The organism is Streptomyces sp. NBC_00299 (assembly GCF_036173045.1).
Classification (GTDB): domain Bacteria; phylum Actinomycetota; class Actinomycetes; order Streptomycetales; family Streptomycetaceae; genus Streptomyces; species Streptomyces machairae.
Genome location: NZ_CP108039.1, coordinates 414,665 through 429,654, shown reverse-complemented (window position 1 = coordinate 429,654; position 14,990 = coordinate 414,665). Strand labels below are relative to the sequence as shown.

The window sequence follows — 14,990 nt, the reverse complement described above, 5'->3', positions numbered from 1 at the left end:
TAAGAAGTTCCTAAGAGCGCGTTTTGGCAGGCTGTCTGCCATGAGTGGTGATGGTGGGTGCCCGAGCGCACCGAAGGTTCTGGTGGTCGACGACGAGCCGGAGGTGCGGTACGCCGTGGAGGACGGGCTCGCCGTCGAGGGCTATCAGGTGCGCGGTGCGGAGGACGGCATGGCGGCGCTGACCGCCATCGCCGACTGGGAGCCCGACGCCGTGGTGCTCGACGTCATGCTCCCCGGCCTGGACGGCCTCGCGGTCTGCCGTTGCCTGCGTTCCCTCGGCGACCGTACGCCGGTGCTGGTGCTCACGGCCCTCGGCTCTGTCAGTGAGCGGGTGGACGGTCTGGAGGCAGGAGCCGACGACTACCTGGTCAAGCCGTTCGCGCTGGACGAGCTGGTGGCACGGATCAGGGCCCTGCTGCGCCGTACCGCCGTGGCCGAGCCGGACGCGGGCAGCGAGCTGGGCTTCGCCGACCTCGTGGTCGACCCGGCAACCCGGACCGGACGCCGGGCAGGGCGCGCGATCGAGTTCAGCCGCACCGAGTTCTCCCTGCTGGAGCTGCTGCTGCGGCACCCCGGACAGGTCCTGCCCCGGGAGACGATCCTGGAACGGGTCTGGGGCCGCGACTTCGGCCCCGAGTCCAACTCCCTCGCCGTCTACGTCGGCTATCTGCGCCGAAAGCTGGAGGCGGACGGCGAGCCCCGGCTCGTCCACACGGTGCACGGAGTCGGCTACCGGCTGGACCTGCCATGACCGCAGCACGACGCCACCGCTCGCAGCCCGAGCCGCAACGAAACGGTCGACGCCGGCACGCCCGATGGCTGCGTCGCCGCCCCCTGCGAACCCGCCTGACCGTGACCGCGTCCCTGGCGGTGGCGGCCGTCGCCGTAGGCCTGTGCGCCGCAGCCTTCCTGGTCATCCGTCACCAACTGCTCCACCAGCTCGACCTGCACCTGACCCAGTCGGCGCGACTCGCGGCCCAGCAGTACCGGCACGAGCCGCCCGGCGTCGTGCAGGGCCAGTGCCGCTTCCTCGCCGCCCCGGCCTGCGCCCAGCTGATCCCCGCGCAGCCCGCTGACGACCCGGAGCAGCCGTACCTGCTGCCCGTGACCGACACCACCCGCGAGGTCGCCGCAGGCGCCCACGGGCCCTACTACAGCGAGGTGCGACTGGCGGGCCACAGCGCCAGGATGCTCACCACGCCACTGGACGAAGGCCGAGCCATCCAGGTCGCCGTACGTGCCGACACCGTCGACCGAGGGGTCCGGCAGGCCGCGGTACTGCTCACCGTCATGGGCGGGGCCGGCGTGGTGCTGGCGGGTGTGCTCGGATCCTGGGTTTCCCGCACGGGTCTGGCACCGGTCAGTCGGCTCACGGCCACCGCGGAGCGCATCGCCTCCACGCGCGACGCCCGGCACCGCATCGAGCTGCCGCCAAAAGGCTCTGGCAGGGACGACGAGATCACCCGCCTCGCGGCCTCTTTCAACACCATGCTGGACGAGTTGGAGAAGTCCGTCACCGCTCAACGCCGCCTGGTTGCCGACGCCTCCCACGAACTGCGCACCCCGCTGACCGCGCTGCGCACCAACGCCGAACTGCTGACCAGGGCCTCCCGCCTCAACGACGCCCAGCGCGACCGCGCGGCGAACGCGCTCGCCCGCCAGCTGCGAGAAGTGACCCTCCTGGTCAACGACTTGATCGAACTTGCCCGGGACGAGGAACCGGACCCGCTGATTGAGGACGTACGTCTGGCTGACGTCGTGGCTCATGCCGTCGACGCAGCCCGCGATCACTGGCCGGCCGTGCCCTTCGCGCTCTCGGCCGACCCCGACGTGCCCACCGCCACGGTCGCCGGTGTGCCTGCCCGCCTCTCCCGGCTGCTGTCGAGCCTGCTGGACAACGCCGCCAAGTTCAGCCCGCCCGGCCGGCCCGTCGAGGTCACCCTCACCACCGCCCCCGGCACGCTGGAACTGACCATCCGCGATCACGGACCCGGCATCTCCGACGAAGACCTCCCCTACGTGTTCGACCGCTTCTACCGGGCCCGCACCGCCCGTGCCCTGCCCGGTTCCGGCCTCGGACTGGCCATGGCCCGCCAGATCGCCCACGCACACGACGCCGAGCTGACGGCCGAGCACGCGTCCGGGGGAGGGGCGCTCTTCCGGCTGCGGGTTCCGTGTTGAAGCGCTTGACGCTCCGGCGAACACGGCGACGGAGCGCCGCCTGTGCGGCAGTGGTCGGCGGTATGTGCCGTACGGCTATCCGAGGTTGCGGTCCGGCCTCGAACACCGCTGAGGACGTTGCCCGCCCGGCCGACCGTGGGTTGAACGTCGCATGGACGATTGGTTCGCAGCGCTGGACGGCGCGACCCCGACCCCGACCGACCCCGCGGGATGCCCGTACTGCGCCTGTCTCCTGGCCGCACACCCGGATGACGGTGCCTCGCCCGAAGCAGAGGTGGGGGAGGACGGCGACAACTTCGCGAGGTGGCTGCGCCTGTGCATGGTGCTCGTCGCAGGGGTGAGCGTGGTGCTGACGTTGTCCGGAACGTGGGCAGGTTGAGGTGGGCAGGCACGTCAGGGCCGGTGTGGGACCGTGCCCCGCACGCCGCGGTTGGCCAGATGCCGATGGTAGATCCCGATGGTCAGATGCCGAACGATGTGGCGTAACGGTTCCGCTGGGCGGCGGGTGGCTGGCATCTTGCAACAGCGAAAATCGGACCCAATGTTGACCAGTTGTTGATCAGTGCATCCAGGCTCGGGTGCCGAACGAGGCGCAGGCCTGTGAGGCGATGAGGGCGGCGGCGTGCAGGCCTTGGACGAAGCTCTGAGCGGTCAGGTGCCGCTTGTCGGCGAGGTGATGGGTGAGGGCTCCGTGCAGGATGTCTCCCGCGCCGAGAGTGTCCGCCACCGGCACGGTGGGCACCGCGATGGTCCCGCTGTCGTCGGGGCCTGCCCACACGATGGGCCCGCCTCCCTGCGTGACCGCCGTCCAGGCGACCCCGTGGCGTCCGAGAAATTGCAGAGTGTCGGTGGGGGTGTGGGCGCCAGGCGGGTGGAAATCGGCGGAGCAGACGGCCACGTCGATCCACGGCAGGAGGTCCTGTGTCCCCGGCTTCCAGCTGCCTGCGTCGAGGACTATGCGGCGGCCGGCGTCTCGCGCGGCTCGGGCGGTGGCCGTGGCCAGTTCCATGTGATGGCCGTCGAGTTGGACGATGTCGCAGGCTGCCACCAGCGGGTCCAGATCGTCGGGTGGGGCGAGCCGGTGTCCGGAGGCATTGGTCGAGGCGACGGCGCGTTGTCCGCTGGAGGCGGTGACCATGATGGAGGACACAGCGGGCGGGTCGGTCGACTGAACGGCCAGGTCCGACACGGTCACTCCTGCCCGCTCCAGGTCGGCCTTGATCGCGAGCCCCAGCGGGTGGGAGCCGATCGCCGTGAGCAGCCTGGCTGAGCCCCCCAGGTAAGCGAAGGTCACGGCCGCGTTCGCAGCCGGGCCGCCGGCTGCCACGGTCTGTTCGCGGGCGGTGAGTTTCTCGTCGGGCGCTGGGACGTGATCGACGAGCTGGATGACATCCAGTGTGCACAGGCCGACGAACAGCCCGTCAGGTCGGCTTGTCTTTCGTGGCCCCATCCAGTTACAACTCCTCTCGCCCCGGCGCCGCGCCCGGGGAGTCACGTCGTGGACTCGCCGCTCCCCCGAGATCAACGGGCCCGGTTCCTTCATCCGTGCCCCGGCCCGCCGTGACCCATCCGCCCGCCCGCTGGTGGCTTGACCGCCGCGTCCAACGTGTCCCTTGCACAGACGCACTCCCTGATCAAAACCCGCCGTGCTCGCCCTGGCCAGCGGTGTGGCGATCGACGCCGTCGCCGTCCGCGTGACGCTCGTACCGGCGGTGCTCGCTCTCGCCGGCCGGAGCGCCTGGTGGCTGCCGCGCCGGCTGAACCGGATCTTTCCCGATCTCGACGTCGAGGGAGCCAGCCTCCAGAAGGCCCCGGCGACGGATGACAGGCAACTCCGGCTCGATCCGTGCCGGTCGGCCCGCCGCATCCGCGAGTATCTGCGGCGACGTGGCTTCCGGTACGCGATCCTGACGAAGCGGGCCGCGCTGTCCCGGGGCACCTGCGCGGCATCCCATCCCGGCCTCCCCTACAGTACGTCCGTGGAAATCAAGTGCACCCAGTGCCAGGCCGCTGATCTGCAGCCCGGGTTCGTTGAAGACGGCGGCGACCACGCGAGTGGGTATTCCCGTTGGATACCCGGGCCACTGGAGCGGGGCATCTTCGGTGGAGCCAAGCGCTGGGGGCGTCCGCGGTACCGGATAGATGCCTACCGGTGTTCTTCCTGCGGCCATCTCGAACTCTTCGCCCCGCACGAGGTCTGACGTCACTCCACGTTGTCCCGTACGGAGGCTCGCCGCGCCCACCCCGACCGGGACATCGGCTCAGGGGAGGTCGAACAGATCGAGATTCAGGTGGGCCACTTGACCTCGCCCGCGGCGCGATCCCGCCCTTCGAAGACACTCTCGTCCGAGGCCGATGCCCTCCACTTCTCCGGACCTTCCGGGTCGCGCCCAGTGAGCGCCGCAGGACGGTCTCCTGCCGGCGCTCCAGGACGGAGATGACCAGCAGGAGCAAGCGCGACGGGCTCACCTCAGCCGTCGAGCTCACGGCATCGGACAACGCCATCTGTCGGATCGTCGCAGGGCGCCCGCTGCTGCTCGACCCGGAGCACGCCGTGGACATGGCGGAGAACCCCGTGTACCGGGCCGGCCGCCCCGAGGACCGACGAACGGCAGGTGTTCGCAGCCCTGCTCAGGACGGTGCGCCAGTTGACCGGGGCAGCCAAGGAGGCCCTCAGGGCCAGCCCGTGATCTGACATCCCTGCACCGTCGCTGCACTCATCCGTCAATCGAGCCTCCGGTGGCTACCGCTGCGAGGCACGACCGATGCCACGGAGGTTGAGCGAGTGGGTCAAGAGACCGTGGCCGCCGGTGGGTTCCATCGATGGGTGCGCGGCACGTCTCGGGAGACGCCATAGTCCTGCTTGAGCTGTTCGGGGATGGCGTAGTGCATGACCCGCCCGCGGGTGAGGGAGGACAGCTCGAGGACGGTGGTCAGGTGGCCGAGACGGTCCAGGGCCCAGGCGCCGAGCGGGGAGCGGTCCTCGATGGTTTCGAGGATGCCGAGGAGGTGGGGCAGGGCCTTGACGACGCCGTCCCATGGCGTCAGCGGCACGTGGAGCCAGTCGGCGCAGGTGTCGCCGATGAGGTGGCGGATGAGGGCGGAGACGATCGGATCGAAGAAGGTGCCGGGCACGACCTCCTCGTAGAGGTCGATGAGTTGCCGGGTCAGGTGCGTGCCCTCCTCGGAGGGCCCCATGTGCCGGATCATGTACAGATCGAGGAACGCGCGCGCCTCCTCCAGGGTTTCGGGGACCGCGTCCTGGTCGACGCCGAGCATGGCCCCGACGACGCGCCACGCGTAGAAGTAGGCTTCGGCGCCTTCCTGTGACAAGTGGATGCCGAGGCGGTGCAGGCTGTCCAGGACGAGCAGGGAGAAGAACATCTGACCGCCGATCATGTCCTCCTGGCAGATCGGCGTCCCCAGCGCGATGGTGTCCCACCGGTTCTCGCGCTTGAGGTGGTGGCGGATGGAGGCGTGCAGGAGGCGCACCTTCTGGGCGGCGGGGATGAAGCGGCTGCCGCTCTCGAAGGCGTCCGGCTGCATCAGGTAGACGGTGAACTGACCCGTCTCCGCCATGCGTTTGGAGGGGTGCTTCAGTCCGTGGGTGGCCGAGAGCAGTCTTGCGACGTGCGGGACGACGTAGCAGGCGGGCATGGAGGCGAAGGAGAGCGCGGTGGAGATGTGCACGTTGTTGTCGATGAAGAAGAGCCGGGCCTTCTCCATCTCCGCCCAGTCCACCCAGGACGGCGGGACTCGGGTGGCCTCAAGGTACTCCCGGGCGACATCGGGCAGCCCGTCCGGCAGGGGAGCCCCGGCGGTGGAGACGTAGCGCATCAGGGTGTTGAACGTGCCTACCTGGCCGCTTTCGAAGAGTGCGGCGACGGTGGCGTCGGCGAGTTCGTCGCCGCCGTGCCGTAGGGCGTCCATGGATGCCTCGGTGTAGGTCATGGCGGGGCTCCTTGCTTCTTCGGGACCGTCGACGACCGACGGGGGTCGACGACCGATGGGGGGCGGCGGCCGGTCGGAGGGTCCTCGGCCGGGCATGGCGTGGTTGTGCCAACCGGGATGTAAAAGTTCAGGACTGGCGGTCCGCCGCGGACTGCGCCAGCGTGGCCAGAGCACTCGTGGCATGTGCCGGTACGGCCAGCTCGTGGAGAGCTCCGAGTGCCTCCTGGACGCGTGCGCTGATCATGTCCTCGATGCGGTCGGGTGCCCCGAGCCGGCGCATCACCTCGCGCACCGCGTCCAGCGCATCCGCGTCCGGACGGCGCCGGCCGAGCAGGGCGCGCAGCCGTTCGCGGTCTGCGTCACCGGCAAGGCGCCAGGTCTCTGCCAGCAGGGCCGTGGGCCGGTGGCCGCGCACGTCGTCGGCGTTGGCCTTACCGGTGCGTTCCGGGTCTCCGAACAGGCCGAGCAGGTCGTCCCGCAGCTGGAACGCCTCGCCCAGCGGCAGCCCGTATGCGCAGTAGCCCTCACGCAGCCTCGTCCCTGCCCCGGCCAGGGCGCCGCCGATCAACAGGGGCTGCTCGACGGTGTACTTGGCGGTCTTGTAGCGGATCACCTTCAGCGACGCGGTGGTGTCCGGACCGGCTCCGGTGCGCAGGATCTCCAGGCACTCGCCCGCGATCAGCTCGCGAGCCATCACCGACCACAGGGGGCGAGCCCGGGCGAGGTATGCGGCGGGCAGCCCGCTGGTGGCGAACAACTGCCCGGCCAGCGCCATCAGCAGGTCCCCGACCAGCATCGCCAGCGACCTCGCATTGGCGTCGCTGCGCGGACGGCGCCGCACGGCACCACGCAGCGCGATGTGCGCTGTGGGGCGCCCGTGCCGCAGCGGACTGTCGTCGATGAGATCGTCGTGCACGACTGCGGCGGCGTGCACCAGCTCCATGGAGGCCGCCGCACGCACCAGTGCGTCGCTGTCCGGCTGCCCCACCGCACGCCAGCCCCAGTAGCAGAAGGCCGCCCGCAGCCGCTTGCCCTCCGCGACCGCCGCCTCCAATTGCTCGGCCACCGGGGTCAGGAGCGGGTCGATCGCGGCGAACTGGTCGGCCTCCTGGGCGACGAACTGGTGCAGTACCTCGTCGATTCGGGTCTTGAATACGGCCGGCTCCCACCGGTCAGATGCCATCGGCGGCCTTCCGGGACTGCGCGTGCCGGGCGAGGATCTCCAGGTGGGCCGGGGGCACGGCAGCGTACCGATCCAGGGCCAGGCGCCCGCGCGCCATCAGCTCGTTCTCGGCCTGCGCTGCCAGCTCTGCGGAATCCGAGCGGCGCAGCAGCCCTCGCAGCGTCCCCACGGCCGAGCCCAGCGTGCTCACCGCCAAATCGGTCAGCCCGGCCACGAGCAGCACCGCCTGCTCGTCCAAGCCGTCACGCCGTCCCGCTTGTCGCGTCATGCTCTCCCCCACCCCACAGAACGTCCCAGTGGCGCCGGTCACGCGCCGTGCTTCCGAGCATCGGTCAGACCGGGCGCGACAGCAGAAGAACTCACTATCGAGGGATCACATCGCTCCTGAGTACGGATCAACGGCGGGGCATACCTGGCCGACCTTGGCCCTGTCCGGCAGGTGCAGGCGCTCGCCCCGGAACTGTGCCCGCAGTGCGCGGTCATGTGTGACCAGGACGATTGCGCCCGTGTAATGGGCCAGCGCGGCCTGCAGTTCTTCGACCAGCGTGGGGGAGAGATGGTTCGTCGGCTCGTCGAGCAGCAGGAGGTCGGCGGGCTCGGTGACCAGCCGTGCCAGTTCCACGCGGCGGCGCTGGCCGTACGACAACTCGCCGATGCGGAGGCGGAGTTCCGCCGGGCGGAAGAGGCCGAGGGCCAGCAGGGCGTCCGCGTGCTCGTCGGCGGAGCCCACACGGCCCAGCGCGAACGCCTCCGCCACCGTCAGGTCCGACGGCCAGGGCGTCTCGTCCTGGCGCAGATGGCCCACCCGACCCGGCACCCGCACCGAGCCCTCGTCGGGCCGCAACTCACCTGCGAGCAGCTTCAGCAGCGTGGTCTTGCCCGCGCCGTTGGGGCCGGTGACCAGTAACCGGCCGGAAGGGCCGAGGGTGAGGGAGTCCAGGTGAAGGCGGTGTCCTACGCGTACGTCCGACAGCTGTACGGAGGGGAGCTCCGCCGCTGACGTATCTGTGCCGTCCCCCGCCGTCCCGATGCGCGCGGTGAAGGTCAGCGGCTGCGGTGGCGGCGCCACCGGGTTCGCCGTCAGCCGGCCGACCCGCTCGCGCGCGTTGCGGATACGGGCCATCGCGCCGTGCGCCCGGCCGCGGGCCCGGAAGCCGCCGTGGCCGAAGTTGGCCAGCGGGGTCTTGCGCGGGATGCCGTCGAGGCGGACCCCATGGCCGGCCGCCAGCCGCTCGTTGCGGGCCAGTTCGGCCCGCCACTCCTGGTGCTCCTGGAGCCGGTTGCGGCGTTCCGCGGCCTTGGCGGTGCGGTAGCCGGCGTAGCCGTCTCCGTACCGCGTGACCTTTCCCGCCTCGGCCTCCAGGACCGTTGAGGTCAGGCGCTCCAGGAAGACGCGGTCGTGGGTGACCGCGAGCACAGTGCCGCGGTGTGCCCGCAGCTGCGCCTCCAGCCATTGAACGGCATGGTCGTCCAGGTCGTTCGTCGGCTCGTCCAGGAGCAGCAGCTCCGGACGGCCGGCGAGAACGGCGGCCAGGGCCAGTCGGGAGCGTTCGCCGCCGGAGAGGGTGCCGAGTCGCCGGTCGCGGGGGAGCGCGGGCAGGCCGAGATGGTGCAGGGCGAGGTCCACGCGGTGGTCGGCGTCGTAGCCCTCGCGCGCCTCGAAGCGTTCGAGGAGAGCGGCGTACGTGGCGAGCGCCGTCGGGTCCGCGCCGTCGCCGAGCGCCTGCTCGGCTTGCCGCAGCTCGGCCTCCAGTGCGCGCAGATCCGCGAGGGCCAGGTCGACGGCGTCCTGGACGGTGTGGGTCGGGGGCAGGGGGATGGTCTGCGGCAGGTAGCCGATGCCGTCGGCGGCGGTCACGATCAACTCGCCGTTGTCCGGGCGTTCCTGGCCTGCGATCAGCCGCAGAAGGGTGGACTTGCCGGAGCCGTTGTCACCGATGAGCCCAACCTTCTCACCCGGCTTCAGGGTGAAAGAGACCTGGTCGAGGACGGTGCGGCCGGGATAGCGCTTGGTGACGTGGTGAAGGGTGAGTTGTGAGCAGTGCATGAATGGGTCCTCCTGGCCGCGGGCTTCGCCCCGGGCCGGATCGGGTGGATGAGAGGGCACGGTGGGGCGCGGCGATGGCGGAGCGGTGCTCTACGCCGTCGGCGCCGGCTTTCTCACAGGGAACCCATGCGGAGGACGGTACGACATGGTGGAGACTTTGGCAAGACGATACGTCTCGTCACGTAGGTGGGTGTCATCGTTGTGGCGCCGCCTTACGGAGGCGGGTGCTGGTCATGGCGCTGCGCTGGCTACAGCCTTTCAACTGCTCGGGGTTGCATGGCCGGAGCATCTGGTGGGCCGGGACGCAAGCGGAGGATCACCGAGGCCGCGGAGGGCCCGGCCGTCGACATCCGGGTGTCCAAGACCTGCCCCCGTACGTGCGTATCCACTGCGGCAGCCGCCCCTCGACCTGTCCGGTCCAGCGGCTCTGGCGCGTGTGAAGGAAGCCGCACGACTCGACGACCCGGACCGCAGTGATTCCCGTCCGGGGATCCGCTCCGCCGGCCCACCTCACCTGTCTGTGGGGAACCCGGCGGTGAGATGAGCCAACAGCTGCCCCGGTGCGTCCTCCTGGAGACGGTGGCCCGCGCCCTCGATCCAGTGCAGCTCAGCGTGTGGGATGCGCTGGTGCAGCCATTCGGCGTACTTCGGGGGGAGGATGCGATCCTCGCGACCCCAGAGGAGGCGTACCGGAAGGGACATGCCACCCAGCAGGTGCTCGTACGCGGGGGTGTCCGCCTGCCTGTTCGGTTCTCTTGAGCGCAGACTCCGTCCTTCAGGGCCGGGTTGGCTCTTCCTCGCAACGGAGCCGCGCAGCGGCGGAGTTCACTGCGTTGTCAGTGGCCTCCACTATGGTGATCACGTTGCTTCGAGAGGGGGTGTTCTCGTGCTTTCCGGCCGCAGGTACCGGCTCAAGCTCACTGCCGGGCAGGCTGCAATGTGTGAGGAGTTTGGGAACATCTGCCGCGCGGTGTGGAACACCGGACTCGACCAGCGCCGCCAGTACCGGCGGCGCGGGGTGTGGATGAACTACGTGCCCCAGGCCGCCGAGCTGGCCGAAGCCAAACGGGACCACGCATGGTTGAAAGCGGCGCCTTCTCACGTGCTTCAGCAGACGTTGAAGGATCTGGACCGGGCCTGCCGGGACCACGGAACATTCAAGGTGAGGAAGACATCCGCGTGCTCCAGGACGAGCTGGGAGAGTCCTCGCTCCCCCGGCACTACTCCGCTCAAGCGCGGCAGCGCGAGTACGGCGAGTATGGCCGCACGGCCCGCCCCACCGGTCGATCAGCGTGGGAAGACAGCTCCGAGACGGCTCAGATCCGACGGTTGCCGTCGATCCCATGGCTGCCGGCTTCGCTGAAGACCCCCGAGCCAAGGGCCGAGCATGCGATTCAGGGGTAGCTCCATGCCATCGCTGCGGTGCTCCTGGAGGAGCGCTAGGGCACGACAGGCGAGGCCACTGAGATCTGCGACGGGCCATCGGTATGGGGACGAGGAGGTCTGATCGCCCCGCTGAATGCTGCGAATGCCACGGCAGCGAAAGGGCCCGGGACTGATCGGTCAGCCGCCGAACAGGGCTGCCTCGCTGGGGGAACGTCTGGGCGGGTCGGCGTGCACGGTGCTGGTGTTCCTTACTCTCTACCCCTCCCTCAATGTCCCGCTTGCCGCTGCCGCGTTGTGGCGATGGTCCGGGACGGGCGCGGGGCGGGGGTGGGGGAGGCGTGGGACGGAGCCGTAGCGGCGGTTTCTGGCTGTGTACTGTTCGATCGCTTTCCACAGGTCGCGCCGGTCGAAGTCGGGCCAGCGGGTGTCGAGGACCATGAGTTCGGCGTAGACGGCCTGCCAGGGCAGGAAGTTGGAGGTGCGCATGTCGCCGCCGGTGCGCAGCAGCAGGTCGACATCGGGCAGTTCAGGTACATGTAGGTAGCGGCTGAAGGCGTGCTCGGACAGGGCGCCGGGGTGGATGTCGCCGGTGGATGCCTCTTGGAGGAGTTTGGCTGCGGCCGCGGTGATCTCGGCGCGCCCTCCGTAGTTGACGCATGCCGTCAGGGTCAGGCCGGAGCGGGTGTGGGTCGTCCGCTCGGCTTCGGTGAGGGTTTCGATGACGTCGGGGGGCAGGCCCGTGGGCACTCCGGCCCACCGCACGCGTACGTCCAGCGGCCTGGTGCCGTCGTACAGGCGGCGCAGGCCGGCTGGGATCTCGCGCATGAGCGCCTGCAGTTCGTCGGCAGGGCGCTTCCAGTTCTCGGTGGAGAACATGTAGACGGTCAGGTGGCTGAGGCCGATTTCGAGTGCGCCGTGGACGACATCGATCAGCGCCTCGGCACCTGCCCGGTGACCTTCGGTGCGGGGCAGGCCCCGGGCGGTGGCCCAGCGGCCGTTGCCGTCCATGATGATTGCGACGTGGCGGGGCGTCGCGTCGGCGGGGAGTTGGGGTGGGCGGGCGCCGGACGGGTGGGGGTCCGGTTCGGCGAGCGGCCGTTGCTGCTCGCCGATCGAGCGCACTGCCTGGGCCAGACTCTGCCTGGCGTCCGTAGGGGGTGGTTCGCCGGTCTCCGACGCCGGTGACGGGCGCAGGGGGAAGGGGAACAGGCTCCAGGCGAGTGCTGCCTTTGCCCGGGCGGGGGCGAGCAGCCTTTGACGCTGCTGCCAGGGCAGGGCGGGCCGACGGTGCAGCAGTGCTCCGGGGATGTCGGCCGCCGTGGCGAGCCGCAGCCGGTACAGGTCGCGGTAGGTGCCCAGGGCGATGCCTACCGCCGGATGCAGGACCGGCGGCAGCACCGCCCGGTCGAACCACTGGCGCGCCCTGTCGGTGAGTTGGTGAACCATCTGCTCGAAGGCCGGGGTGGGGCGCCGGGCGAGCAGGTCTTCGCGGCGTACCCCGGCTTCCTCCAGCGCCTCGGCTGGGAGTGGAACGTGGCCACGGGTGAGGTCGGGGGCCAGGTCCACGAGGGCGTCGGTGAGGTAGATGGCGTCCACCACCGACTGCCAGGCCACGGCCGCTTCGGGCGCGCCGGCGGCCATCGTCTCCGGTTCGAGGGGCAGACCGGCCGCTCTGATCAGCAGAGAGGCCGTGCGCAGCACGAGGGGGGTGTTGATCAGGCTGGAGTAGCGCCGCCATTCCTGCCAGGTGGCGAACTCGCGCCCGTGGACGTCCTGGCGCAGCTCCTCGAAGAGGGTGTGCAGGAACGCGGTCGACAGGTTCCAGGTCTGCGTCGTGTGGATGAGTGCGTGCCGTACGGGGTCGGTACTGCGGCCGTCGCGCAGGTCCGCGTCGAACGCCGAGATCCACGCCTCCAACCGCCGGGCGCGGTCCTCAGCGCTGCCGTCGGTGGCGTCGGCCAGGTCGTCCACGGCACGCACTGCCCCGTACAAGGCCCATGTGGCCAGACGCAGTGGCGGAGGCAGCAGCAGGGACGTGGCGTACTCGATCTCGCCTGTGTCGCGTGTGGCGCGACGGCATACCTCGAAGCCGCGGCGCAGCAAGGGGTCGTGGATGCCGCCGCGCCGGTAGACGTCGCCGACGATCGTGCGGGGACCGGCAGGCATCAGTTCGCCCCACCTTCGTCATCGGTGGCGTGGGCTGCTGTGGGCGGTACCCAGGCGAGGGCCAGGGCACTGCCAAGGGCGGCAAGCAGGAAGCCGACCAGCAGGCCGCCGAGGTTGGCGGCGATCAGGCTGACAAGCGACAGGACGCCGGCCAGCACACCGGCGAAGTGGCGCAGCGCCGGGTTCCACCAGGTGGTCGCTCCCGACGCGAGCAGCAGAGCGCCCACGGCCCAGGAGGACGCGCCGGCGAGGCCGGTGAACTGCAGGAAACCCAGTCCGGCCCAGGAGACGGAGATGAGTTCCAGCCCGCCGAGCCCGAGCAGCAGGCCGGCCAGGAAGGGGCGGTGGCCGCACCAGAGCCGCCACCGGCTCACATCACTGTCGCTGACGATGGCTGTCACGACGTTCCCTTGGCCTTCCCGCTGTGGCAGCCGCCAGTCCCGCGGTTGACGGCGATGTCGATCTCGTGGGCGGTGATCGTGCCGGCCGTGAAGGCATGCGGCTGTGTCGTCACCCGGCGCCCGTCGACGTTCTGTGCGCCCACGGAGAACAGCCCGGTCGGTTTCTGCGGCGACAGCTGCGGTGTGTTCAGCCGGGCGCCCGTCAGCGTCACGGACTCGGCCGTGGCCATGTGCGTCTCCACCGACAGGCCCGCGGCCGACGCTCGCCCGATGCGCACTGTGACCGTGACCGGACCGACGACGGGCAGTTGTGCGGTGGACGTGGTGCAGGCGTTCTTGACCTCGCCCTTCTCCAGCCGGGTGACCAGGGCCGGCAGCACACCGCCCCGGCCCGAGACGCCAGGAGAGGCAGTCACGTTCGAGCCGGACACGCGCTCCGCGTGCACGGTGAGCGGAACCTGTCCGGCGAAGGCCATGGACACCATCCCCGCAGCGTTCCCGGCCAGCAGCACGGAGGCGCTGACCAACATGGGCGTCAATGCGACGACGAAGCGCACCCTGCTCGTACGTCCCGTTCGCGGACGATTGCCTGCCCGGCCGGGCCGCTGCGGCTTCTCGCGGCAATGAGACGGTTCGGGGTCATCGGAAAAGATCACGAGCGGCCCAACGAGCCCTGCTACCAGGAGTGTCGGCCATCACACTATCCGTTGAACGTCACCTCCGGGCCCGTGACGTCCCGGCCCTGGGGGAGTTCACCGGGCGATGACGAGCCGACCGACCAAACCGCTTGCCGAAACGGGGACGGAGTCCCTGCTGGGACGCTCCATCGGACAGTGGTCCTTCTTGCTGGTCTTTCCTCGCGCCATCCTGCTGCAGGTGGCGCACCCGGCGGTGGGGGCCGGTGTGGCCCAGCATTCCGTCTACCGCACCGACCTCTGGCAGCGCGGCTACCGGACGCTGGCCCACCTCCAGCGCCTGGCCCACGCGGATCCGGCCGACGGTGAACGGCTCGGCCGGCAACTGAGGCGATGGCATCGCGACATCCACGGCGTCGACAGCCACGGACGGCCCTACCACGCCCTGCGGCCCGAGCTGTTCCTGTGGGTGCACGCCACCTATCTCGACAGCATCCTCACCCTGTGGGATCTGCGCGGCAGGCCACTGGACGCCGAGGACCGAAGGCAGTTGTACCGCCAGTGGCTCCGTGTCGGCCGGTGCCTGGGTCTGCGCGATGAGGAACTCCCGCCCGACCTCGACGCTTTCACCGCCTACTTCACCGCCACGCTGACTTCCCTCGAACACACCGAACCCGTGCAGCACCTCCTCGGCCCGGCCCCGTTGACCCCACCCCGGCCGGTCTCCGGCCTGCCGCTCGCTGCCGCGTGCTTCCGGGCCTTCGGACGGGTGCTGTTCCCCCACCTGACCAGGATGACCGTAGCCCTGCTGCCTCTCGAAGCCCTCGCCGCCATCGGCCTGCCCCCCGCCAACCGCGCGTACTCAAACCTGGCCCGTGGCCTCGCCCGTGCCCTCAACGCCGTTCCCTGGCGGCGTGTGCCGTACAGCGCCAGCGTCTGTAGCTCTCACAACCGCTGACAGAGCCCGATCGAAGGGCACACCGACCGCCCGCATGTCGAGCCCGGACCCCGACCAGCGGCGTCAGGCCGAGGACGACCGC

At 70.3% G+C, this 14,990-nt stretch carries 16 protein-coding genes; 7 read left to right on the top strand and 9 right to left on the bottom strand.

What is annotated here, in order from left to right; genetic code table 11:
- The first annotated feature begins 40 nt into the window (after positions 1 to 40).
- The 3 genes from OHT51_RS02095 to OHT51_RS02085 all read left to right on the top strand — a co-directional run bounded on the left by OHT51_RS02095 (position 41) and on the right by OHT51_RS02085 (position 2,560).
- A complete protein-coding gene (locus tag OHT51_RS02095; RefSeq protein WP_328877133.1) occupies positions 41 to 751 on the top strand; it encodes a response regulator transcription factor in 711 nt (236 codons plus the stop codon).
- The gene (locus OHT51_RS02090; RefSeq protein ID WP_328877132.1) at positions 748 to 2,181 is read left to right on the top strand and encodes a HAMP domain-containing sensor histidine kinase; all 1,434 of its coding nucleotides are present in this window, start codon (positions 748 to 750) and stop codon (positions 2,179 to 2,181) included. Before OHT51_RS02095 ends, OHT51_RS02090 begins: the two co-directional genes overlap by 4 nt.
- 151 nt (positions 2,182 to 2,332) lie before the next feature.
- Positions 2,333 to 2,560 (top strand): hypothetical protein, encoded by a 228-nt coding sequence (locus OHT51_RS02085; protein WP_328877131.1) that lies wholly within the window; start codon positions 2,333 to 2,335, stop codon positions 2,558 to 2,560.
- A gap of 180 nt (positions 2,561 to 2,740) precedes the next feature.
- On the opposite strand, the gene OHT51_RS02080 is transcribed toward OHT51_RS02085, so the two are convergent.
- Positions 2,741 to 3,631 (bottom strand): PfkB family carbohydrate kinase, encoded by an 891-nt coding sequence (locus OHT51_RS02080; RefSeq protein WP_328877130.1) that lies wholly within the window; start codon positions 3,629 to 3,631, stop codon positions 2,741 to 2,743.
- A gap of 535 nt (positions 3,632 to 4,166) precedes the next feature.
- On the opposite strand from OHT51_RS02080, the gene OHT51_RS02070 reads away from it, so the two are divergent.
- Positions 4,167 to 4,382, top strand: coding sequence for a hypothetical protein (locus OHT51_RS02070; RefSeq protein WP_328884211.1), 216 nt, complete (start codon positions 4,167 to 4,169; stop codon positions 4,380 to 4,382).
- Between the two features lie 236 nt (positions 4,383 to 4,618).
- Entirely contained in the window at positions 4,619 to 4,876 is a 258-nt protein-coding gene (locus OHT51_RS02065; protein WP_328877129.1) for a hypothetical protein, read from the top strand.
- 95 nt (positions 4,877 to 4,971) lie between these two features.
- Here OHT51_RS02065 and OHT51_RS02060 read toward each other — a convergent pair whose 3' ends face one another.
- The 5 genes from OHT51_RS02060 to OHT51_RS02040 form a co-directional block, all read right to left on the bottom strand.
- The gene (locus tag OHT51_RS02060) at positions 4,972 to 6,132 is read right to left on the bottom strand and encodes an oxygenase MpaB family protein (protein WP_328877128.1); all 1,161 of its coding nucleotides are present in this window, start codon (positions 6,130 to 6,132) and stop codon (positions 4,972 to 4,974) included.
- Positions 6,133 to 6,259: 127 nt separating this feature from the next.
- A complete protein-coding gene (locus OHT51_RS02055) occupies positions 6,260 to 7,315 on the bottom strand; it encodes a polyprenyl synthetase family protein (RefSeq protein ID WP_328877127.1) in 1,056 nt (351 codons plus the stop codon).
- Positions 7,305 to 7,583, bottom strand: coding sequence for a polyprenyl synthetase (locus tag OHT51_RS02050; RefSeq protein ID WP_328877126.1), 279 nt, complete (start codon positions 7,581 to 7,583; stop codon positions 7,305 to 7,307). Before OHT51_RS02050 ends, OHT51_RS02055 begins: the two co-directional genes overlap by 11 nt.
- A 105-nt stretch (positions 7,584 to 7,688) precedes the next feature.
- Entirely contained in the window at positions 7,689 to 9,362 is a 1,674-nt protein-coding gene (locus OHT51_RS02045) for a TlrC/CarA/OleB/SrmB family ABC-F type ribosomal protection protein (protein ID WP_328877125.1), read from the bottom strand.
- Positions 9,363 to 9,872: 510 nt separating this feature from the next.
- Positions 9,873 to 10,073, bottom strand: a complete 201-nt coding sequence (locus OHT51_RS02040) for an alpha/beta fold hydrolase (RefSeq protein WP_328884210.1) — start codon at positions 10,071 to 10,073, stop codon at positions 9,873 to 9,875.
- Here OHT51_RS02040 and OHT51_RS02035 point away from each other — a divergent pair.
- A complete protein-coding gene (locus tag OHT51_RS02035) occupies positions 9,982 to 10,725 on the top strand; it encodes a helix-turn-helix domain-containing protein (protein ID WP_328877124.1) in 744 nt (247 codons plus the stop codon). The two genes, OHT51_RS02040 and OHT51_RS02035, sit on opposite strands and share 92 nt — an antisense overlap.
- Positions 10,726 to 11,003: 278 nt before the next feature.
- On the opposite strand, the gene uppS is transcribed toward OHT51_RS02035, so the two are convergent.
- Genes uppS through OHT51_RS02020 form a run of 3 tightly spaced genes read right to left on the bottom strand, consistent with a single transcriptional unit; the run spans position 11,004 to position 13,845 of the window.
- Entirely contained in the window at positions 11,004 to 12,914 is a 1,911-nt protein-coding gene (gene uppS / locus OHT51_RS02030; protein WP_328877123.1) for a polyprenyl diphosphate synthase, read from the bottom strand.
- Entirely contained in the window at positions 12,914 to 13,315 is a 402-nt protein-coding gene (locus tag OHT51_RS02025; protein WP_328877122.1) for a DUF6114 domain-containing protein, read from the bottom strand. Before OHT51_RS02025 ends, uppS begins: the two co-directional genes overlap by 1 nt.
- Entirely contained in the window at positions 13,312 to 13,845 is a 534-nt protein-coding gene (locus OHT51_RS02020) for a DUF6230 family protein (protein ID WP_328877121.1), read from the bottom strand. The genes OHT51_RS02025 and OHT51_RS02020 overlap by 4 nt, the downstream gene beginning before the upstream one ends.
- Positions 13,846 to 14,077: 232 nt before the next feature.
- Between OHT51_RS02020 and OHT51_RS02015 the strand changes: the two genes are divergently transcribed.
- Positions 14,078 to 14,908 (top strand): oxygenase MpaB family protein, encoded by an 831-nt coding sequence (locus OHT51_RS02015; RefSeq protein WP_328877120.1) that lies wholly within the window; start codon positions 14,078 to 14,080, stop codon positions 14,906 to 14,908.
- The last annotated feature ends 82 nt before the right edge of the window (positions 14,909 to 14,990 follow it).